This window comes from Rossellomorea arthrocnemi, from assembly GCF_904424705.1.
GTDB classification, from domain to species: domain Bacteria; phylum Bacillota; class Bacilli; order Bacillales; family Bacillaceae_B; genus Rossellomorea; species Rossellomorea arthrocnemi.
In genome coordinates, this window is the sequence record NZ_CAJGBF010000009.1 from 52,727 (window position 1) to 74,219 (window position 21,493).

General features: G+C 39.2%; 19 protein-coding genes and 1 riboswitch. Of the genes, 6 read left to right on the plus strand and 13 right to left on the minus strand.

Annotation, left to right across the window (positions count from 1 at the left end):
* Positions 1-56 precede the first annotated feature (56 nt).
* Both BAA9072_RS13430 and BAA9072_RS13435 read left to right on the plus strand, forming a co-directional pair.
* Positions 57-1,082, plus strand: coding sequence for an acyltransferase family protein (locus tag BAA9072_RS13430; RefSeq protein WP_201715205.1), 1,026 nt, complete (start codon positions 57-59; stop codon positions 1,080-1,082).
* A gap of 333 nt (positions 1,083-1,415) precedes the next feature.
* Entirely contained in the window at positions 1,416-3,143 is a 1,728-nt protein-coding gene (locus tag BAA9072_RS13435) for a B12-binding domain-containing radical SAM protein (protein ID WP_201715206.1), read from the plus strand.
* 29 nt (positions 3,144-3,172) lie between these two features.
* Here BAA9072_RS13435 and BAA9072_RS24530 read toward each other — a convergent pair whose 3' ends face one another.
* Complete coding sequence (locus BAA9072_RS24530; RefSeq protein WP_269139954.1) at positions 3,173-3,298, minus strand: hypothetical protein; 126 nt, start codon at positions 3,296-3,298, stop codon at positions 3,173-3,175.
* Complete coding sequence (locus BAA9072_RS13440; RefSeq protein WP_201715207.1) at positions 3,298-3,456, minus strand: hypothetical protein; 159 nt, start codon at positions 3,454-3,456, stop codon at positions 3,298-3,300. Before BAA9072_RS13440 ends, BAA9072_RS24530 begins: the two co-directional genes overlap by 1 nt.
* Positions 3,457-3,580: 124 nt before the next feature.
* Between BAA9072_RS13440 and BAA9072_RS13445 the strand changes: the two genes are divergently transcribed.
* A complete protein-coding gene (locus BAA9072_RS13445; protein WP_201715208.1) occupies positions 3,581-4,105 on the plus strand; it encodes a hypothetical protein in 525 nt (174 codons plus the stop codon).
* Positions 4,106-4,183: 78 nt separating this feature from the next.
* Here the strand turns inward: BAA9072_RS13445 and BAA9072_RS13450 are convergent, their stop codons facing one another.
* Complete coding sequence (locus BAA9072_RS13450) at positions 4,184-5,536, minus strand: TrkH family potassium uptake protein (protein ID WP_201715209.1); 1,353 nt, start codon at positions 5,534-5,536, stop codon at positions 4,184-4,186.
* Between the two features lie 272 nt (positions 5,537-5,808).
* Here BAA9072_RS13450 and BAA9072_RS13455 point away from each other — a divergent pair, with 272 nt between their 5' ends.
* Positions 5,809-6,009 carry an alpha/beta-type small acid-soluble spore protein gene (locus BAA9072_RS13455; protein ID WP_201715210.1) on the plus strand — a complete coding sequence of 67 codons (201 nt, stop codon included), beginning with the start codon at positions 5,809-5,811 and terminating at the stop codon, positions 6,007-6,009.
* A gap of 97 nt (positions 6,010-6,106) precedes the next feature.
* On the opposite strand, the gene BAA9072_RS13460 is transcribed toward BAA9072_RS13455, so the two are convergent.
* From BAA9072_RS13460 to BAA9072_RS13485, 6 genes are all read right to left on the minus strand, one after another.
* Positions 6,107-7,204 carry an anti-sigma factor domain-containing protein gene (locus BAA9072_RS13460; protein WP_201715211.1) on the minus strand — a complete coding sequence of 366 codons (1,098 nt, stop codon included), beginning with the start codon at positions 7,202-7,204 and terminating at the stop codon, positions 6,107-6,109.
* A complete protein-coding gene (gene sigI, locus BAA9072_RS13465; protein WP_201715212.1) occupies positions 7,201-7,956 on the minus strand; it encodes an RNA polymerase sigma factor SigI in 756 nt (251 codons plus the stop codon). Before sigI ends, BAA9072_RS13460 begins: the two co-directional genes overlap by 4 nt.
* Positions 7,957-8,097: 141 nt before the next feature.
* Positions 8,098-9,312, minus strand: coding sequence for a DUF5667 domain-containing protein (locus BAA9072_RS13470; protein ID WP_201715213.1), 1,215 nt, complete (start codon positions 9,310-9,312; stop codon positions 8,098-8,100).
* 176 nt (positions 9,313-9,488) lie between these two features.
* Complete coding sequence (locus BAA9072_RS13475; RefSeq protein ID WP_201715214.1) at positions 9,489-10,274, minus strand: TerC family protein; 786 nt, start codon at positions 10,272-10,274, stop codon at positions 9,489-9,491.
* A 100-nt stretch (positions 10,275-10,374) separates the two neighbouring features.
* Positions 10,375-10,472: riboswitch (yybP-ykoY riboswitch) on the minus strand.
* A gap of 62 nt (positions 10,473-10,534) precedes the next feature.
* Positions 10,535-10,996 (minus strand): hypothetical protein, encoded by a 462-nt coding sequence (locus BAA9072_RS13480; RefSeq protein WP_201715215.1) that lies wholly within the window; start codon positions 10,994-10,996, stop codon positions 10,535-10,537.
* A gap of 490 nt (positions 10,997-11,486) precedes the next feature.
* The gene (locus BAA9072_RS13485) at positions 11,487-14,576 is read right to left on the minus strand and encodes an efflux RND transporter permease subunit (protein ID WP_201715216.1); all 3,090 of its coding nucleotides are present in this window, start codon (positions 14,574-14,576) and stop codon (positions 11,487-11,489) included.
* A gap of 193 nt (positions 14,577-14,769) precedes the next feature.
* On the opposite strand from BAA9072_RS13485, the gene BAA9072_RS13490 reads away from it, so the two are divergent.
* Positions 14,770-15,642 carry a hypothetical protein gene (locus tag BAA9072_RS13490; protein WP_201715217.1) on the plus strand — a complete coding sequence of 291 codons (873 nt, stop codon included), beginning with the start codon at positions 14,770-14,772 and terminating at the stop codon, positions 15,640-15,642.
* A gap of 106 nt (positions 15,643-15,748) precedes the next feature.
* Here the strand turns inward: BAA9072_RS13490 and nhaC are convergent, their stop codons facing one another.
* The 4 genes from nhaC to BAA9072_RS13510 form a co-directional block, all read right to left on the minus strand.
* Positions 15,749-17,155 (minus strand): Na+/H+ antiporter NhaC, encoded by a 1,407-nt coding sequence (nhaC, locus tag BAA9072_RS13495; protein ID WP_201715218.1) that lies wholly within the window; start codon positions 17,153-17,155, stop codon positions 15,749-15,751.
* Between the two features lie 543 nt (positions 17,156-17,698).
* Complete coding sequence (locus BAA9072_RS24690; RefSeq protein WP_201715219.1) at positions 17,699-17,911, minus strand: EAL domain-containing protein; 213 nt, start codon at positions 17,909-17,911, stop codon at positions 17,699-17,701.
* A 195-nt stretch (positions 17,912-18,106) separates the two neighbouring features.
* Positions 18,107-19,675, minus strand: coding sequence for a peptide chain release factor 3 (locus tag BAA9072_RS13505; RefSeq protein ID WP_201715220.1), 1,569 nt, complete (start codon positions 19,673-19,675; stop codon positions 18,107-18,109).
* Between the two features lie 186 nt (positions 19,676-19,861).
* Entirely contained in the window at positions 19,862-20,095 is a 234-nt protein-coding gene (locus BAA9072_RS13510) for a YueH family protein (RefSeq protein WP_201715221.1), read from the minus strand.
* A 171-nt stretch (positions 20,096-20,266) separates the two neighbouring features.
* On the opposite strand from BAA9072_RS13510, the gene BAA9072_RS13515 reads away from it, so the two are divergent.
* Positions 20,267-21,484, plus strand: a complete 1,218-nt coding sequence (locus BAA9072_RS13515; protein WP_201715222.1) for a NupC/NupG family nucleoside CNT transporter — start codon at positions 20,267-20,269, stop codon at positions 21,482-21,484.
* The last annotated feature ends 9 nt before the right edge of the window (positions 21,485-21,493 follow it).

A 21,493-nucleotide genomic window follows, 5' to 3' on the forward strand; every position in this document is an offset into this window, starting at 1 on the left:
TGTATCCTAGGGTAAGAATGAATTAGGATTAAACTTTTCTAAAAGATGGTGAAGATATGAAACAACGCGACTATTACTTCGACAACGCCAAATTCATTTTGATTTTCTTAGTGGTATTTGGACATATAATCCGGTCTTATATAGAAAGCGATCCCTTTATCCTTTCTTTGTATAAAACAATCTACACATTCCATATGCCTGCCTTCATTCTTGTGGCAGGGTTCTTCGCGAAAGGATTTTATAAAAAGGGATATATCCAAAAGCTTGCTAAAAAGCTGATTCTTCCTTACATTGTGTTTCAATTGATATACACGGTGTATTACCATTTTCTTTATCAAAAATCAACATTTGAGGTAGATCCACTTAATCCACACTGGTCATTATGGTTTCTCATCAGCCTTTTCTGTTGGAACGCATTGCTTTATGCTTTCATCAAGTGGTTTAAGTTTAAACCTGGTCCCGGCTTGACAGTGGCTTTCTCACTTGGACTGCTTGTGGGGTTCGCCGATATCATTACAAATTACTTGAGCTTGTCCAGAACCTTTGTGTTTTTTCCTATTTTTCTGATGGGTTACTACATGGAAAAGGAGCACTTCGAATATTTCAAAACGAGTAAAGCCCGTTTAGTGGCAGGCTCATTATTTGTAATCGTATTTTTGGGAATGTATTTTATCCCTGAATTCTCAGACAAATGGCTGCTCGGTTCTAAACCTTATGGAGATTTCGAATGGAATAGCGCCATCAGCATGGTTGTCAGGGCGGCTGTATACTTATTAAACGTTGTGATGATATTCAGTTTTTTTACATTTGTCCCAACAAAGAGACAGTTTTTCACTAAATGGGGGAAAAACACCCTCTATGTTTACCTTCTCCATGGTTTTCTTATCCGGTTATTCCGTGAAAGTCATCTAAAGGACACCATTGACCCCAATACGAGTCTGTTACTTTTACTCGGGGTATCCCTTGTACTCACGATGATTTTCTCAACAAAATTCTTTACAAGCATCACTCAGCCAATCATCGAGTTTAAATCGACAAGACTTCAGAAACTGCTTTCAAAAAGAGAAATGAAAACAAGATAAACCTCACTAGAAAGGGCTGACCCAAAACGGGTCAGTCCCTTTTTCCTAAAAATCTATTCTTTTGGCTAAGCAGACGTGCTTCATATTACACAATATTCAAAAAACCTTTATTACCTTATATAATTCGCAACTTTTACTAAAATTCCTTCTAATAGTTACAATAAATTTAAATTCATTTTAGACAATCATTGAGCTTTTTCGCAAGCTTAGATAAAATGATAATCAGGTTGGATTAATATGTTGTACGAACAACATTTGTTGCAGGAAAAAAATACGGCACCAAGAATTCGTTAGGCTATTCGTCAGATGGATTTAAAATAAAGGAGATTATTAATGAAGAAAGTCGTCTTAAGTACGTTAAATGCAAAATATATTCACACGAATTTAGCTATTCGCTGTTTAAAGGCCTATGCAGAGCCTGAACATGAAATTGAGCTCTCTGAATACACCATCAAGGATCCAACACTGAACATCGTTTCAGACTTATTCTCTAAGAAGCCTGACGTCATCGGTTTCAGCTGCTACATTTGGAATATCGAAGAAACCATCAAAGTTATCAAGGTTCTTAGGAAAATCATGCCTGAGGTAACGATCATCATTGGAGGTCCCGAAGTGACGTATGATGTTCCATATTGGCTGGAGCGCCTGGAAGACGTTGACTTTATCGTTATGGGTGAAGGGGAAGAATCCTTTAAGCAATTATTAGATCAGCTTAATGGTGATAAAGATTGGACTAAGGTACATGGTGTTGCTTATTTAACAGACGGTAAGCCGGTCATCAAGCCTCAACAAAATAAAATCGATTTACGTGACGTTCCTTCTCCTTTCCGCTTTAAGGATGATTTACCCCAGCTCGGCAAAAGGGTGACGTATATCGAGACAAGCAGGGGATGTCCTTTCCGTTGTCAGTTCTGTCTTTCTTCTATAGAAGTAGGTGTGCGCTATTTTGATCGTGAGAAGGTAAAAGAAGATATCCGTTTCCTTATGAAGCATGGAGCAAAAACCATTAAGTTTGTGGATCGAACCTTTAACATTAGCCGTAGCTATGCGATGGAAATGTTTCAATTTCTCATTGACGAGCATCTTCCAGGTACCGTATTTCAATTTGAAATTACGGCAGATATCATGCGACCGGAAGTGATTGAATTCCTGAACGAACATGCACCACGGGGATTATTCCGATTTGAAATTGGCATTCAATCCACTAACGATGAAACGAATGACCTTGTGATGCGAAAACAAAACTATAAAAAACTGACAAGAACCGTTACGATGGTAAAGGATGGCGGAAAGATCGATCAGCACCTCGATTTAATCGCAGGATTACCCGAAGAGGATTACCATTCATTCCGGAAAACATTCAATGATGTATTTGAAATGAGACCTGAGGAGCTACAATTAGGATTTCTCAAGATGCTCCGTGGAACTGGTTTAAGAATTCGTGCAAATGATCATCAGTATACGTATATGGATCATTCACCTTATGAAATATTGGGAAATAATGTACTATCTTTCGACGATATCGTTCGGATCAAGCAGGTGGAAGACGTTTTGGAGAAGTATTGGAACGATCACCGCATGGATCGCACCATTGAGTACCTCGTGACCGAATGCTTTGAAACACCATTTGATTTCTTCCAGCAATTTGGTTCCTATTGGGAAAATCAGGGGTGGTCACGAATTGGTCATCAGTTAGAAGATTTATTCAGACGTCTTTTTGAATTCTTATCCACTGAAACAAGCTTTCATATATCCATCATCGAGAGTCTGATGAAACTTGATTACTTGGAAAACCAAAAATACAAACCAAGGAAACCATGGTGGACACATGAACTGACCAAAGAAGAACGTTCATCTATCTATCAAAGCCTTTTGATGCATCCAGCTATTGCAGGAAGATCATTTGCAGATCTGAATTTAAACGAAAAAGAGTTGTATAAACATACTCTCCTGGAAACGATTCAATCAAAAGATGGTCAGGATCAATATGTACTTGCCTACTTTGAACCTTCTTCTGGCCAATCAACCATATTTGAGTTCGACCGTCAACTTGTGCAATGATAAAGAAGAAAAAATGTTAAGCGAATCGCTTAACATTTTTTCTTCTTTTCTTTTGTTTTGGTTTGTTTTTGTGTCACTTCATAGATTTTGGCTGCATTGACATCTCCAAATTCCTGGCCAAATTCTTCGCGAAAGGACTGTTTTTTATCTTTCATCAGCTTCTGCCCTTTTTGCCTTTTGAAGAATTTCTATTCTTTCCTTTAGCAGGATCTTCCCCTTGAGTAAATTCAGCGGAAAACTCAGCCTCTCGCTTATTTTTAAGCGGGGTTTGATTATTTTTTTCTGCAGCATTATACTGTGCTTTTCGTTTCATGGTATGACTCATCTCCTTCGAGCTTATTTTTCCCTTCTGCTCCTTTTCCATTCTTCTAATAATAGGCAGAATAAATCAAGGATTATACCGGAAACTAAGGGAAAAGGGTGAATGAGGATATGACATGATACTATTTTTATTATTGGTATACGTTTTTTTAGGGTGGCGATTTGGAAATTGGAAGGAGTTTTACAGTTATTATCCCACATTATTATTTTTCATTATTGGGGATTTACTTTCACAGTTTCTTTTATATGATTATTCCATGTGGGAATTCCGCACTATTACTCCATTCGGAGACTCAATTCATTTGAATCATACCCTCATTTCATTGAGCAAGATGGTGATTCAATACACTGTGACGATTACCATCTTTATAGGCAGACTCCCTTCTTCCAAACTAGGGAAGCTATGTTGGATCATACTGTGGACAGGAATATACGGACTGACTGAAGGAATTTCCCATCTACTTGGGATGATGACGTATCATAACGGTTGGCATTACGGCTGGGATATCCTTTTTAATCTTATGATGTTCACTGTACTGATCGTTCATCATAAAAATCCGATCCTGGGATGGATCATTTCTTTTCCCATCATCTTATTCCTCTTCATCTTCTTTGACGTACCCTATTCCGCATTAAAATGATCTCTTCTATGCCCGATGGGGCAGAAAAAAACGATGCTCCAATCAGCATCGTTTTTAAAGAAGTTTTAAAGAAATCCATTATCCAATGATCACCCGTTCTTTTGGATAATGATATTTTGCTGTCTTTTCTTTTCCTCCTATCATAAAGAGGAAGGAGAGTATCCCCACTCGACCAATAAACATTAACGCAATGATGACACATTTACCGATGGCAGAGAGCTCAGAGGTGATTCCCATGGATAATCCCGTCGTTCCAAAGGCAGATGCGACTTCAAAGACAATCTCCATAATGGAATGGTCCTCTGTGAAGGATAGGATGATGACAGATAGGAAGCAGATAAAAATGGCCATCATCGTCACGACAAGTGATTTAATTACATCCTGCTGATGAATTTCCCGCTTAAATATCTTGATTGTTTGATTTCCTTTGGCAAAATGGAACAAAAACAATAGATTAAGGGCAAAAGTGGTGGTTCTGATTCCTCCACCAACTGAGCTTGGGGATGCCCCGATGAACATAAGGGCACTCATAACCAACAAGGTAGGAGATGAAAACTCAGCAACATTCATTGTTGCAAGACCACCATTCCTTGTCGTGGCCGATTGGAAAAACGCATAAAAGAAAGACTCGTGCCATTCCATACCATCAAAAAAGCGGTTGTATTCAAAGATAAAGATAATCAATGTACCAAAAACCAATAATCCAAAAAAAGTAACGGTTGTGATCTTGGAATATAATGAAAAGTGATGTCTGTTCCTCTTGTTACTCATAAGATAATCCTTCGTCTCGATCAACACCGGGAAGCCGATTGCTCCCAAGGTCAATAAGATGATGGTGATGAACTGGACAAAATAGTCATTTGCATAAGGAATGAGGGATTGACCTGTAATATCAAAACCAGCATTCGTCGTTGCACTGACTGAGGCAAATAATCCTTGGATAAAGGCTTCCTGCCAGGTTGGATAATAACCTAAGAAGTATACACCTAAAATGAAAGCCCCCACGATTTCTATAAAGATGATTAATAATAATATTTGCTTCAATAAATTAACCAACCCCGCAAGGCTAGTCTGATTTTGATCCGTCATGATGAGCCGGCGTTCTTTCAAACCTATCTTTTTGCCCACAATCAACCAGAAAAATGTCCCAAGGGTCATGATTCCAATTCCACCAAATTGCAGAACAAACATTAATATAAAGATGCCTGTCGTATTAAATGTGTCAACGGTGCTCACAACGGTCAGGCCCGTGACACTCACAGCACTGACAGCTGTGAAAATCGCATCTAAGAAACTCCACTCTACCCCCGACTTATGAGCAATGGGGAGACTGAGCAGTATCGTCGCAATCGTTACTGCAAGCAGATAGTACGATACAATAACTTGTGCTGGAGTTAATTTATTTAAATTCAATCTAAGCTTATACCACATATATGTATTTCCCTTTCAACGTTATTTCCTTTTCTATCTTAAAGAATAAATCAGAAGAATGAAAGGAAAAATGGATAATTTCTTTAATGATTATTCTTTCTTTAATAAAAGGCTTCTAAACCAACTGGTTTCATGAATCGTTTTATTATTAAGCAAACAATGCAATTTCGGCGAAATATTACCATTCATGTTCGTGGTGATAATACAAATAATAAAGGTACTGAAACAAATCATTCATTGTTTCAAGTATACTAGTAAGGAGGAAAACGATTATGGCTAGAAGTTCCAATAAACTACTCGTTCCTGGTGTTGAACAATACCTTGATCAAGTGAAATATGAAATCGCTCAGGAGTTTGGTGTGACACTTGGATCAGATACAGGAGCTCGCTCTAATGGATCAGTTGGAGGAGAAATCACGAAGCGCCTTGTGAAACAAGCTCAATCTCAACTAACTGGACAACAAACTAAATAATATGGCAATGGGTAGCTGGCATATACCAGCTACCCTTTCTTTTTAAGAGTTCCAATAACAAAGACCCATTCGATGAATGAGCCTTTATCTGCCTTTATTAGTCTTTTTTGTTACCTTTTCTTTCTTCATGATTGTCTTTCTTTACTTCTTTTCTATTTTGATGATGATTATGTTTTTCAATGTCCCTGTTGTCATACTTTTCCCTGTATGAAGGATCGTTGTGTCCTCTATTTGATCTATCGTTATCTCTTTTCCATTTGTTATCATGTGAAGAATTACCATTTTCTGACTTTACAGGTTTTTCTTTTTCCTCATTCTTACCAGGATGAAGTTTTAGAGAATCAGTATGCTTATTTCGGAGAGGCTCAGACTTATCCGCATTCTGCTTATTTTCAACTTCAGGCGGATTCATCTTTTCATTTTCGATTTTGGGTTCTTCTATTTGATTCATCTTTTGATTTTCTTTTTCTTTTTTGATCGCTTCATTGTGTTTCTCTGATGGCTCGATTGGTTGAATGGAATTCTTTTGTTCTGTTTTCCTAATGAGAGAGCCTGCAGTCATTCCTTTTTCCGATGCTTTTTCTCTAAACTCACTGGAAGTTTCTTTTACGACGATGTTCGTGCGATGATCAGAACTGTATTCCTGAACAAATTCAGTTAAAACGTCAAGTAATTCGTTTTCCTTTTTAATATCGGAATCATCAATGAAGGAAGAAGTGATGAAAACATTTTGATTATCCTTTAAATATCCGAGTCTTTCACTTAAGAGAAAGATTTTCTCCGTCACTTCACCCACATCTTCATTCTCCCAGTCACTCAGTTCCTTTAGGAGGACCCTCGCATCATCATTAAATGGCTTGATTTTCAATACCTGTTTTTCTTTGTTTAATGTTAATTCCATACTCGGATTGATATCGACGGAAACATAGGCGTAAGCCCGATTATTCTGAACCATAGTACTTGAGAACAGGGCAATGAGTACAACAAGGGCTGTAAACAATGAAGTCGAAACTCTCCAATTCCATTTAAATAACGGTTTGGATTTAACGAAGTCTCTCTGCAGTGGAAAGAAAGGAATCTCTTCCCCAACTGCATACTGTTGATCGGGCTGCTTTCTACCTGTAAGAAATTCCCCTTCTGGTGTCATCATAACAAGGATATCCCGTTTGATTTCCATAATGATCCCTTTTTTCATATATCTAACCGCCCTTTTAAATAATCCCGTAAATAGACATAATCTCCTATCAGGATAAGAGAAATGGCTATTATATATTTTCTATTTCTCTCAATTGTTTTTCTACTGACGCTTACCTGTTTCTCTATTTTCTTTACCGGTAATCGCCTTTTATCTATAAGATAGTCCAATAATTCCTTTGAATTGACCACTGTTTTTGCGATATCAATAGCATTCAACCTGGCATCTTCATGCTTAGGCGATTGTTCAAGCAATTCTTTGAAAGACAATTTGAAGTGAGCTAAGTGCTCCTGGAAAGACAGGATCTCTTCACGTCTCTTATTCGCTTCCTCCTGCTTATCGAATTCCTCTACAGATACTATTTGATCAATAGTTAGATTAGAAGATTCTTCCCCATCATCAGAGAAACTCATATCAATGCTAACATCCTGATACTTTCCATTTTTCCTGATATAATCGATGACTTTCCTTTTAATGATTACTTCAGAAAAACTGATGATCGAAGTTCCTCTTTGATGATTGTATTTTAAGATGGCGTCATGAAAGGCAATCAGACCGATGCTGAATTCATCATCACTTTCATAAATAAACCGTTTACAGACTGAAGATACTGTTTTTTTAATAAATGGCTTATAGTCTTCAAGGACTACATTCAATAATGGCTCATCACCATTTTGGATTTGAATCGCCAATTCTTCAAGCGTCTGCTTTTTCTTTTGTTTCGCGAGCATAAATAGTAATAAATTTAGCATCAGTCTCACCCCGTCCTGCACACTATTATACTCATATCATATTGATTTTAAAAGAATAATAGGGAGGAAAGAGTTGATGTCAACCCTTTCCAGACTGATGTGTCCATTAACTTTCAGTCTTTTACCTTGAAGCTGTTTTTATTAGTCTTTATGGTGACCCTTACCATTTCCGTTTCCTTTGGCTTTCTCGCGGTGTTGTCGATTTTCTTTGCCTTGTATTGTATGTTGTTTCTTTTCATCTTTTTTTTCATGATGGATTTCTCTTGCATCTTTTTTCTCTTGTTTACGTGCTTCTTTTGCTTCTTTTTTTGCTTCTTTATGTTGTGATTTCCATTCGTTCTTGATTTCTCTTGTCTCTACATGTTCTTTTACCGGTGATGCCGTTTCTTCTCTTACTTCTGTTGTTTCTGGAGTCTGTACATCCGAAGTTCCCTCAACAGCATGTTTTTCTATTTTAACGCTTGATGATTCCTTTATCGCTGTTTTAGTGTTATTCAGCTTTATTTCTTCAGATTCTTTTTCTTCAGATTCTTTCTCTTCAGCCGTTCTCGTTACTTTTTCTTCTAATTTCGCAAGCTTTTCAGCTAATTTCATGTAACTCTTTTCAATATTTCTTTGTAGGGCAGCTTTTGCTTTAGGGTTTTTCACTTTTTCCAAATTGGCTTTTAGAGATAAGATGTTCTGTGCCCTCATTTCTTCCATTTTAGTCATTTCATCGGATTTCTCTGTTGTCTCATAATCATCGGAATTTGCTTCTTCTTCTTTTACAGAATCTTCAACAGTGGCATCTTCAGAAGTTGTGTCGTCTGTTTCTTTTTCCATTTTAGATTCATCTTTCATATCTGAATCAGTCTCAATGCTTGCCTCATCAGTTGAATCCTTATCGCTTTCATCATTATCAGACCATTGATCTTCCGATTGTTGTATCATCTCAATGGCGTTATTCAAGGCGTCGATGGCTTTTTCTTGTTTACCATCTTTAAATAAAGCTTCTACTTCCGCCAATCTTTCTGCAGCATATCCGGCTAGTAATTTGGCTTCTTTGGCGTCATCCATTGTAAAGGCCAACTGTATCTTTTCAATAGCCAGCTTCGCAAAATAGAAGAAATCACCCGGTAATAAGGATGGAGACTCTGTGGATTCCTTTAGTCTTTCGACTTCATTTTTTGCTGAATCCAACATTGCTTCGTCATTTACTACCACATCTTTATTTGAAGTCGAATTCTCTTGTTCCATTTTGATGGAATCAAAATTTTCATCATTCGTATTTGCAAATGCGATTGAACTCGGTAAGCTAATAGAACTGGCAACCAGTACCGCTAATGAAGTTTTCATGATTTTTGATTTTCTTTTCATATGTACACCCCTAAAATGTTTAAATTATTTGGCCGATCGATCGCCTTATTAAAGGAGTTACGTAAAAAGTTTTTTTTTTGAGGGGGTTTCTTTAAATAAAATTCTTAGAATGTGTTTCAGCGATGAATACACACAAAAAAAGCTAACGTGGGAAATTCACGTTAGCTCTTGTAAAATTATTCTGCTTTTGCTTTTGTTTCTATTTCTGCTTCTGTCTGTTTTGCTTTTCTTCTCGATAATAAATATCCACCAACAGAAAGCAGGATCAGTACGCTCCAGAATACAAGCTTCCACCCTTTTGATTCAGGGAAGTGATGATCCAGGATAGCTACATCTGGATGTGAGAGCGTAAACACTGCAAGCTTCACTCCAACCCATCCAACGATTAAAAAAGCAGCTGATTCTAAAGTAGGGTATTTCTCTAATAATTTCACAAACCAAGTGGCAGCAAATCGCATAATCACTAATCCGATGATACCTCCGAGGAACATGACAATAAACTGACCTCCGTCGATTCCCCCTACATCAAACCATCCTGTAGGCTGCAGAGTGACGGCTAAAGCTACGGCTGCAAGCATCGAGTCAACCGCGAATGCGATATCAGCAAGCTCCACTTTGAGTACAGTAGTCCAGAAGCCTGATCCTTTCGCGGGTTCCGCTTCTACTGCTCCAGTGTCTTTCCTTTTCTTAACGAAATGGTGAATGGCCACGTAGAATAAATAGATAGCCCCGATTGCTTGAACCTGCCACACATTGACCAGGAACGAAATGAGAAATAGTGCAGCGAACCTAAATACAAATGCCCCTAAAAGTCCATAAAAGAGTGCTTTCTTCCTCTGTTCAACCGGCAGATGTTTAACCATTACGGCCATGACCACTGCATTATCCGCAGCTAAGATTCCTTCAAGACCTACCAATATCAGTAGGACCCAACCATATTCCAATAACATCGAAGCATCCATACCTTTTAGTCCCTCCCTATTTACATAGTTAGTTTTCCAATAGGCAAGGAATTTTATAAAATAAAAAGACCCTTGCCTAAATAAGGCAAAGGTCTTGCTTAGCATACGAATATGCCAACAAAGCCGATGGTATAAAACCATGAATTGACGACTTTGTTTAGGTAATAAAACCTATAGCTACTCCCCTTTGACAGGTAGAAAACGTTAAATTGTATACATGTATTCTAACTCAAAAAAGGCTTTTCGTAAAGAAATAAGATTTAATGAAACCGAATCAGGAGAGAGCGGATCAAGAGCCCCAACAGTACTCCGGGTATGACGAACAAAATGGGTAAAAATATAGGTCCGATGAATTTTCCGAATATATATACCTTGGGAGAAACCATCAATCCAACCGTCACCATATAGGCCGACATTACAAATGGCAAAAAGCTGTACCTTTCATTTTGACCATCGGCAAACTTATACGCATCCCACATAGCAAACATATATAGACAAGGGTAGAACATCAGCCACTGGTAATCAATCACTGTTGCTGCTTTTTGCGTTTCCCCTAAAAAACTGTACATGATTCCCAGATTGAAGTTACTTTGGACATTTATAATAATCTCAAGAATGACAAACAGTGCTCCCTTAAACCATAAACCGGCAAGTAATTGAGGAAAACCCGGCAGTGCGATACTCCAAAGGATTCCTTCTAATTTTGTTATGGAAGTCTTCATAAGCACACTTGGAAAGGGCCTATTTTGTGACATATTTGCCTATCTATGCCTTTATGGAACAGGTACAGTATGTATTGGACTGGATATGGTTTCAGGGAAAATATCATCTTGAAATTCCTCCTATTGATGCTTCTTCTTTTATTTTTACCATATTCCTCCCAATTATTACGATGTTTACTTGCAGTGGGAAAATAGACGTACCTTATCCATGATACCTTCCTATTTTTAGAAGGCTGTTTTCGCAAACTTTGTTGCTTTTTAAATAGTGAGTTCTGTCATTCAAGTCGCGTTTAATGGCGAGGAGAACTGCGCAGACTCCGGCGGGGATCGGGCATCGTTTTAGCTGAAGAGGCTCGTCCGCACGCTAGCTGCAAACAATGCAGCCCCTCTCACCACCCACCACACCGACTGACAGATCTCAAGCTACATTGTTCAAAAACAACAATCTTTAGAAAAGAGCCTTATAGTATCAAAAAAGGTTGTATATGAACTACTCTTTATATTCGTACGTTTTTCTTCCTCTCTTCATTCTTCGCGTATCTTTATCAAAGAAACTGTACACAATCGGAATGACATATATGGTTAATAACGTAGAGCTGATCAGTCCACCAATGACGGCTATTCCCATAGGTTGATTGATTTCTGTACCTTCACCTATGCCAAGAGCAAGAGGCAATAAACCGAGTATCGTCGTTAAGGCCGTCATGAAGATCGGTCTTGCCCGGTCCTGTACCGCTTCGACAATGCTGTCAAAACTATTGGTGCCTGCCTCTTTCCGTTGATTAATGTAATCGACAATGACGATTGCATTGTTAACAACGATCCCTGCCAGGACAATCACTCCAATGATTGCCGAAATACTGATAGGTGTCTGGGTAATCGCCAGGGCAATTGCCACACCAATCACCATGAGTGGTACTGTAAACATAATCACAAAAGGATACTTAAATGATTCGAATTGCGCAGCCATGACCATGTATACCAGAACAATGGCGAGTCCGAGTGCAAGGGCCATGTCGTCAATAGAATCATCCAATAGCTCTCTGTCTCCGCTGAATGAAACCAAGGTCTCTTTTGGAAGATCCACTGATTCAATCTTCTCATCAACCGCCTTTGAAATCTCTCCAAGGTTGGTCGCCGATGAATATTTGAGTGTAAATTGGACCGCATGCTGCTGGTCAATCCTTTGAATGCTGACTGGTCCGTCTTCTATTGAGAAGTCAACGACGGAATTTAACTGAATATACTTTCCTTGTCCATTTGGAATAAGGAGTTTCTTTAAAGAATCGAGATTCTCGGTAATATTGCGATCATATTGAACGAGAACATTAATGACATCAGATGAATCCGTTACCATCTGAGTAGCGAGAACTCCCCGGGTGACATCTTGAACGAGAGTCCCTATCTGAGCAGGTGCCAATCCTTGTTGGAGAGCTTTCTCCCGGTTCACATTCATTTGAACTTCTTTTACCGTCTCCATTTGATCTGTTGAAACTTCCGATACATCCTTCATGTTTTTCAATGAAGTAAAAAGGGTATCGACTGATTTCTCTAACCGCTTCTGATCCGTATCCCTCAAATTAAACGTCAGGGTTTGAGGACTGGAACCAGAAGTCGATTGTAAATTAAACGAAACTTCAGCGGATTTATTCACCTTTTGTGCTGCCCTTTCTACTTCAGGCTTTACTTCATCCGCAAAATTGAAAATCGACCTCTCACGATCGTCCAAAGGCTTCATTTTCACATAAACTTCTGCAATATTTCCTTTCCCACTCCCTCTAAATGATTCTTCTTGAGTTGTCCCTACCAGACTTACAAATACATCAACATCTTTTTCCTTCTTTAACTTCTCTTCAATCGCATTTACGACTTTATTAGTCTCCTCTACAGAAGCTCCATTTTCCAATTCGACCCTCATGTTAAAGAATCCTTCATCGGTAGGTGGTAGAAACTGGGTTCCTACAGTTGTAAGGCCGAGACCTCCTGCTACTAAAGTAATGAGAGTGAGAAATAATACAATAAACCTGTGACGAAGTGCCCATTTCACGGATCGGGTGAAGGTTTTTCTGCTTTTCGAACGTCTTCGTTTTGCTTCTATGTTTCCTTTAGGTTTTTTTAACAGTCTGCTCGCAAGCATCGGTATGACCGTCAATGCCACTACGAGAGAAGCCAATAAACTAAATGAAATCGTCAAAGCAAACTCAGTAAATAATTCACCAAGTAAACCTGATATAAAGACCACGGGCAGGAATACTGCAACTGTCGTAAGTGTGGAAGCGGTGATGGCTCCCCCTACTTCCTTCGCTCCGATACTTGCAGCTTCTTTGGGGCTTTTCCCGAGGGAAAGATGGCGGTATATATTCTCAATGACCACAATTGCATTATCCACAAGCATCCCTATACCAAGGGCCAATGCTCCCAGTGTCATAATATTCAATGCGAAATCAGCAAAAAACATGAGAACAAATGTGACAATGACAGAGTAAGGAATCGCTACCCCGATAATAAGGGGGCTCTTTACATTCTTAAGAAACAGGAATAGAACGAGCATGGCAAAAGCTCCACCTATTAAGAGGGAATTAGCGATATTACCGATAGCTTGAGTGATGTAATCTCCCTGATCGAACAAGACATCAGCTTTGATTAATTGATATTGATCCTGTTCCAGAAGACGATCCAGCTCCTTTTGAAATGCTTTTGAAACGGAGGCTGTGTTTGCGTCGGATTGTTGCAATACGCTGAACAGGATGGCAGGCTCTTGATTAGCTCGTGTAATTGTGTTTGTATCTTGCTGCCGCTTTTCCACTGTTGCTACATCTGAAAGAGTGATCTTTTTATCTGACTTAGGATTCACCAGAAGGACCAATTTCTTTAACTCATCCACAGACTGAAGCTTACTGAGTACTCTTGTGGTCAAGGTTTGTCCATTTGTCTCTATCGTATCTCCAGGCGCTGTTACATTATTTGCCCGAATCGTATTAATCACATCTTTCTGACTTAAACGATTATCCTTCAGTGATTGTTGATTTAATTCAATCACCACTTCATCTTTAAGAGAACCCGACACATTTACATTTGCAACACCTTCAACTCTTGTCAGTTCTAACTTTAAATTTTCGGATAGTGTCTTTAAATTGGCCTCTTTCCCCTCTTCTCTCAAAGAAAATTGAATGATTGGGAACTGTGCAGGGTCAAATTTGAGAAACCTTGGATTTTCTGCTCCATCGGGAAGAGGAGTTTGGTCCAATCTTTGCAGGACATCGTTCTCAATGTCATCAATGGAAGTGGACCATGAAAATTCAAGGAGAATAAAGTTCGATCCTTCCCTCGAAGTCGATTGAATGTTTTTCATCCCGGGCAAGGTGGATAAACTTTCTTCAAGTGGTTTCGTTACCTTTTCCACCACTTCCTCTGGACCCGCTCCAGGATAATTAGTCACAACGACCCCTACTGGCGGATTCAGGTCGGGAATGAGTTTTAACGGTATCCTGAGAAGGGAAACTCCCCCCAATATAAGGATAAGCAGCATGGTGACAATGGTGAACACAGGGCGACGTATGGAAAAATCACTAATCTTCATTGGAATGCTCCCCTTTCTTTATCTATATCATTCACTGGTTTGGAAGCAGTTACTGTTAACTATAGTCTCTAAAGGAAGATCCTTCAATATTAAACCGTCTTCAGATTATAATTAAGGATAATTTTCTCTCAAATAAATAATTCATCCTTATGTGTGTACACTATTTTTATACTGTAACGTAAGGAGCATTAGAATGGCGAACTGGGTTCCCTTTGTATTCCTTAGCCTTTTCAGCATTTTCGTTCTATCTTTCATAGTGATAAAGAACCAGCACATTTCTGCCCGGATCATCCTATTTTGGCTTTTTATTTCCGGATTGGCTTATGTTTTCGAATATGTTATCTTTGTTTTATTTAACAGCTATACGTATCATCCCCATATTTTATCGAATAATTACAACGATAGCGTCCTGGGATCGATCAGCTCTCAAGCATTCTCAGTACCAGTTGCCATAACGTACATTGTCTTGTACCGCTTGTCGACGATGAGGATTGCCCTTATCATCGGTGTGTTTTTCCTTATTGAGACGTGGTTCCTATACACGAATTTATATGAACATCATTGGTGGCATTCGTATTACACAACTTTCTTCCTCGTCGTTTCGGTCATTTTGGCCAAGACGTGGTGGAGAATACTTGAGGAATCTTCCAATCATTATGTTCAATTCATCACCCTGTTCTTTGCCCTCTCCACCGTCACGCTTTCTTTCGCCTGGATCCTGTCTTCCCTTCTGGAGCTATATATCATCCCCTTGAATCATTTTTCAAACCCTTCCAGGGATTTGATCGCCGGCAATGTTATCTACATCTGGTTCACGACATACTTTTATAGCCTGGTAATTTTTTTTAGAAACGGAGATTGGACATACTCTTTAGGGAGCATTCTTTTTCTCTTTACGGTTGAGCTCTATATGATACAGGAAGGTGTATTATTGGTCGAAGGTCCCTTGATGATATTTGTACTCCCCCTTTTCCACCTTTTCATGATTTCTGTGGGAAACCGCTATTACCAGCGCAGATTTGACACATATGTAGAAATGAAGCAAAAAGGACTGTCCTCAAGATGAATCATCCTCACTCTATTACAGTGAATGATTCACACGGACAGTCCTTTTTCACTTGTTGTTAAAAATGGCAACAATCTTTTCGAGAATTCCTTTTCATTTCTTGATGTTATGAATTCATAGCAGGATTGTTCCCGGTTTGTTCTTTCTCGATAGTCCACCCTGTGAAACCATACAGGATGGTGATCACAGGAGAAATAAGACAAAAAACTGCAAATGGTAAATATTCAAGGGTTGAAACACCCAATACATCTGTTAGGAATATCCCGCACACACTCCATGGAACAAGAGGATTGACCACTGTACCGGCATCTTCCAATGTACGGGACAAGGTCTTAGGATGAATTCCCAATTTTTTGTATTGAGACTGAAAAGCTTCACCCGTCAGCAAAATTGATAAGTACTGCTCTCCTACTACAAGGTTGATCCCAATAGCGGATAACGCAGTAGAAAGAATGGTTCTTCTTCCAGTTTGAATCACGGCAGATACCTTATTTAACAAAACAGGTATGATTCCAAGTTTAAATAGCAATCCCCCTAGACTCAGAGAAAGAATGACAAGGGAAATGGTAAACATCATGCTCTCCACTCCTCCTCTTGTCAGCAGGGAATCAATGGATTCCACACCTGTTTCTGACCTATAGCCTGAGAAGAGGACCTGGAATAATTCATTTGCCTTTAACACCCCGTGGAAAAAAGATAGTAACACAGAGACTGCTATCGTAATAGCCAGTGTGAATAATGCCGGTGTTTTGTACGCAATCATTACAATTAGCAAGACTACAGGGATTAAACTATACCAGTGGATAAGATTTGTTTGCTTCAAGCCTTCCTGCAGAACATCAAGCTGAACCAAATTAATATCACTGGTACCCTGTGACAAGACACCGAATACGATTAACGTGATGACAAAGGCGGGTACTGTTGTCCATGCCATATTTCGAATATGGGTAAAGAGATCCACTTTGACAATGGATGAAGCAAGATTGGTCGTATCCGATAACGGGGACATCTTATCGCCAAAGAAGGCACCTGAAACGATTGCACCTGCTGTGATTGCCATGGATAATCCCATTGCCTCCCCAATTCCGATTAACGCCACGCCGATGGTTGCTGCCGTTGTCAGTGAACTTCCGATTACTATACCGCTTAAGGAAGTGAGCAAAAAGGCAATGGCATAAAAATAATGAGGGGTGACAAATTCAAACCCGTAAAACATTAATGTGGGGATTGTCCCACTGATCAACCAGCTACTTACAAGGAGTCCTATAAAGAAAAATAATAATATGGCACCTAATCCCCCTTGTGCGCCGGCAATCATACCCTGTTCGATTTCTTTGAATTTCACATTGCGTATAAGCCCATAAACCATCAAAAAGAAAAGGGATAGAATAATCGGAATATGAGGGACCGAGCCCACCACTGTAATACTGACACTGATTATTCCCAGCACAGCGAGTAATACTAGTGACGCTTCCGGTACAGCAGGTTTATGAACGCTTTTTATGTTTAACATCTTAACACTTCCTTATCTTGGTTGAATAATATGTTTCTCTTTAAATTCAAAATCAAAAAGAACCCTCCATCCCCTGATAGGGACGAAGAGTTCTCCGCGTTACCACCCTAATTGAAATAAACTCATGCAATGAACTGGATTACAGCTGATCCAGGATTTAACAAGGTTTATTTCCACTTCGTAAAGGCTGCCTCTTGATAAACCTCTAATGACTTAGAGTGTTTATAAACAATGTAATTCAGAAAGAAGCGGCCTGGACTTCCACCTTATGTCCAGTCTCTGGTTGCTGCCTCACTTTTTCCTACTAGGTTGTTCAAGACAATGTATATGTGATTTCGTTAAGAATTTAATTCTTTTACTCTTAAACGCTTTTAAGCTTTTATGCACTAAAGTAATTTATAATAGTATATTATCATGTTCTCTTCATTTGTCAAGGGGGTATATCATCAATCGTTCTGTTTCCCTGAACGGCTTCTTTTTAGTGTTGAGGGATTAATGTTAACTTCCATGGTAGGAATCTGCTCTTTCGATTGACTTTTGTCACTACATTAAAAAGCCCTGGGCATAGTGTACCCTGATTTCTTTGCAAAAGAGCAATTCTTTTCTCTCTATACCTTCTGCCAGTACAAGAATATCTAATTCTCTGGCTAGCTTTATCACTCTTTGTAAAAATTTCTGATTTCCCTCATGACGATCACAGTGATTAATGAATGATCGATCAACCTTTACATAATCCGGTTGGAGAAGTGATAACATCCATATTCATATACTAAGACTTTCAACTTAAAAGATGCCAGTAATATCCCTTTAATCAGGAAAATATCACTTGATATTTGTATACTTTTTTATATACTCAGTGTTTTTAGCTAAAAGGTGTGAGAAGAGAATAATATGACTACTTGGCTATAAAAAAGGCACCCTTCCTGACTCAGGAAGGGTGCTCAGCATGTTTTACATTAAACTGTACAATCGAATATCCGGGTTTTTATCATTGAACCATCTCATGGCAAAATCGTTTTCAAACAAGAAGACAAGATTTTCATGACGGTCTTTTACCAACATACTTCTGGAGCTGGACATGGACTCCTTAACATCCTCTTCGTTTTCGATCCACCTGGCGATTTTAGAGCCGATTGGTTCCATTTTTACATCAACGTTGTACTCATTTTTCATTCTATGTTCAAATACCTCAAATTGAAGCTGACCAACTGCTCCAAGAATAATATCTTCCGTGCGGGTTTTATAATATTGGATAGCCCCTTCTTGAACGAGTTGAAGAATCCCTTTTTGGAAATGCTTCTGCTTCATCACGTTTTTCGCTGTGACACGTACAAAAAGTTCAGGTGTAAATTGAGGCAGCTTTTCATATTGAAAGCCTTGCTTGCCTTGGACGAGTGTATCTCCAATTTGATACGTACCCGTGTCATAAACCCCTATGATATCCCCACTGACCGCTTCATTCACCGTACTCCGGTCATCTGCTAGAAATTGAGTGGATTGAGCAAGTTTTATGGACTTTCCTGTACGGGAAAGATTAACCGTCATTCCTCTCTCAAATTGACCAGAGCAAATCCGGACAAATGCAATCCGGTCACGGTGAGCAGGATTCATATTAGCCTGAATCTTAAATACAAATCCAGAAAAATCCTCTGCCGTTGGCTCAATCTCTCCAGCATCGGAATTCCTTGGTTGCGGAGATGGAGCGAACTGTAAGTATGTTTCTAGAAATGTTTGAACACCAAAATTCGTTAATGCACTTCCGAAAAAGACTGGAGACAATTCTCCATTCGCTATCCGTTCGCGGGAAAACTGGTTTCCAGCTTCATTCAGCAACAGAACATCTTCAAGTGTTTGATCATATAGCTTGTTTTCCTTTAGGGGGTGTTCTCCCTCGATTTCACCTTCATCACTTAATGGAATAAAGCGATCATCTTCCTCAACTCGAAATTGCTCGATGCGATTATGGAAGCGATCATAGATCCCTAAGAATTCTTTCCCCATTCCGATCGGCCAGTTCATAGGATAAGATTGAATTCCCAATACCTCTTCAAGCTCTTCCAATAACTCAAGTGGTTCACGCCCTTGGCGATCAAGCTTATTGATGAAGGTGAAGATCGGAATGCCTCTCATTCGACAAACTTTGAATAGTTTCAAGGTTTGTGCTTCAATCCCTTTCGCTGAATCGATGATCATAACAGCGCTATCCACTGCCATCAATGTTCTATAGGTGTCTTCGGAAAAGTCCTGGTGACCTGGTGTATCCAGGATATTCACCCGATAATCATCATAATCGAATGCCATGACAGAAGAAGTGACAGAAATCCCTCTCTGCTTCTCGATTTCCATCCAGTCAGATGTTGCAAACTTTCCTGATTTTTTTCCTTTAACTGTACCAGCTGCGCGAATCGCTCCTCCGAACAAAAGGAGCTGCTCTGTTAAGGTTGTCTTCCCGGCATCCGGGTGGGAAATAATAGCGAAAGTCCGTCTCGACTGAACTTCCTGTATAAAGTCTATTTTCATTGATAAAATCCTTTCTCGTCATTCTCACTTTCTCATCATATTCGTTCTAAAGTAACAATGCAACAAAGAATCAATGCAGATGTACAGGGAATACATTTGATGAATCCTTATGATTACAAGGATTCAGCCACGAAAATGACCTATCATCGTGGAGCTTACTTCCTTAGTCCATGGAAAAAACGTCTTTTACATTTCGGTTGTCCATTGGACGATTCGGGAGCTCAACGTCTCCGCTTTCTCAGTTGGAACCCTTTCCGTTAATGAATGTAGTAATTTTGACTGGACATTATCATCCTCATACTTGAATGAATATGACCATTCAATAGCCGGAACTGCAATTAAAAAGAATTCTTCTTTCTTATTTTCGTAAATATATACTTTTTGTTCCATGCCTTCCAAAATATTTTTTCTGATCTTCATTTTTGTATCCCCTTTCATGAAAACGCTGTATTTGCGCATACTATTGACGATGTTGTCCGTACAAGTTTCGACAAATCTTGCAATTGTAGGTTGTCAGACGTCTGAAAGAATTGTAAAATAAAAATCCGAAAGCTTCAAGTTTCAATCATACTTATCGAAGAGGTGAAAAAAGTGCAATATTTATGGGGTATCATTGGTATTATTGTCGTTATGGGAATTGCTTTTGCATTTTCTAAGAACAAGAAGCGGGTTAATTACAGAACTGTCCTTGGAGGACTTGCCATACAGTTATTTTTCGCTTTTATCGTGTTAAAAACATCGTGGGGCCAGGACGCTCTTAAAGGTTTGACGGAAGTGGTTAATGCTATTATTAACTATTCCAACGAAGGGATCACATTCCTTTTTGGAGGACTTTACACAGAAGAATCGAACATTGCGTTCATTTTTGCATTTAATGTACTTCCTGTTGTTATTTTCTTCTCAGCTTTAATTTCAGTACTTTACTACCTTAAAATTATGCAGTTCTTCATTAAGATTTTAGGTGGCGGGCTGTCTAAACTGTTGGGAACAAGGAAAGCGGAATCATTGTCTGCCGCTGCCAATATTTTTGTGGGACAAACTGAAGCACCGTTGGTTGTAAGACCTTTCCTATCAAAAATGACTGAATCAGAGCTATTCGCCGTCATGACGGGAGGTTTGGCATCTGTCGCCGGTTCTGTGTTAGTAGGATATTCTCTTTTAGGTGTTCCTTTGGAATACTTACTTGCTGCAAGTTTTATGGCCGCTCCTGCAGGACTCGTGATGGCTAAGTTATTTGTTCCGGAAACAGATGATTCTCCGGAACCAGAAGCGTTTGAAATGGAAGCGGATTCGGAATCGGCCAATGTGATCGACGCTGCGGCAAACGGTGCAAGTGTCGGTCTTCAACTGGCTTTAAATATTGGAGCTATGCTGCTTGCATTTATAGCTCTTGTAGCCTTGATCAATGGTTTACTTGGCTTAGTAGGAGGAGTATTCGGATTTGACAGTCTTTCACTAGAACTAATACTTGGTTATGTATTTGCTCCACTTGCCTTCGCTATCGGTGTACCATGGCACGAAGCGATTACGGCAGGAAACTTCATTGGTCAGAAGCTCGTAATTAATGAATTTGTTGCATATTCTGCCTTCGCTCCGGAAATCGGGAACCTTTCCGATAAAACAGTAGCGATTATTTCTTTCGCACTTTGCGGATTTGCGAATCTTTCATCCCTGGGTATTTTACTCGGTGGACTTGGAAATCTCGCACCAGATCGCAGAGGTGATATTGCCCGCTTAGGAATTAGAGCAGTCATTGCTGGTGCACTTGCTTCACTTTTAAGTGCTGCCATTGCAGGTATGTTCGTTTAATTCATGTTA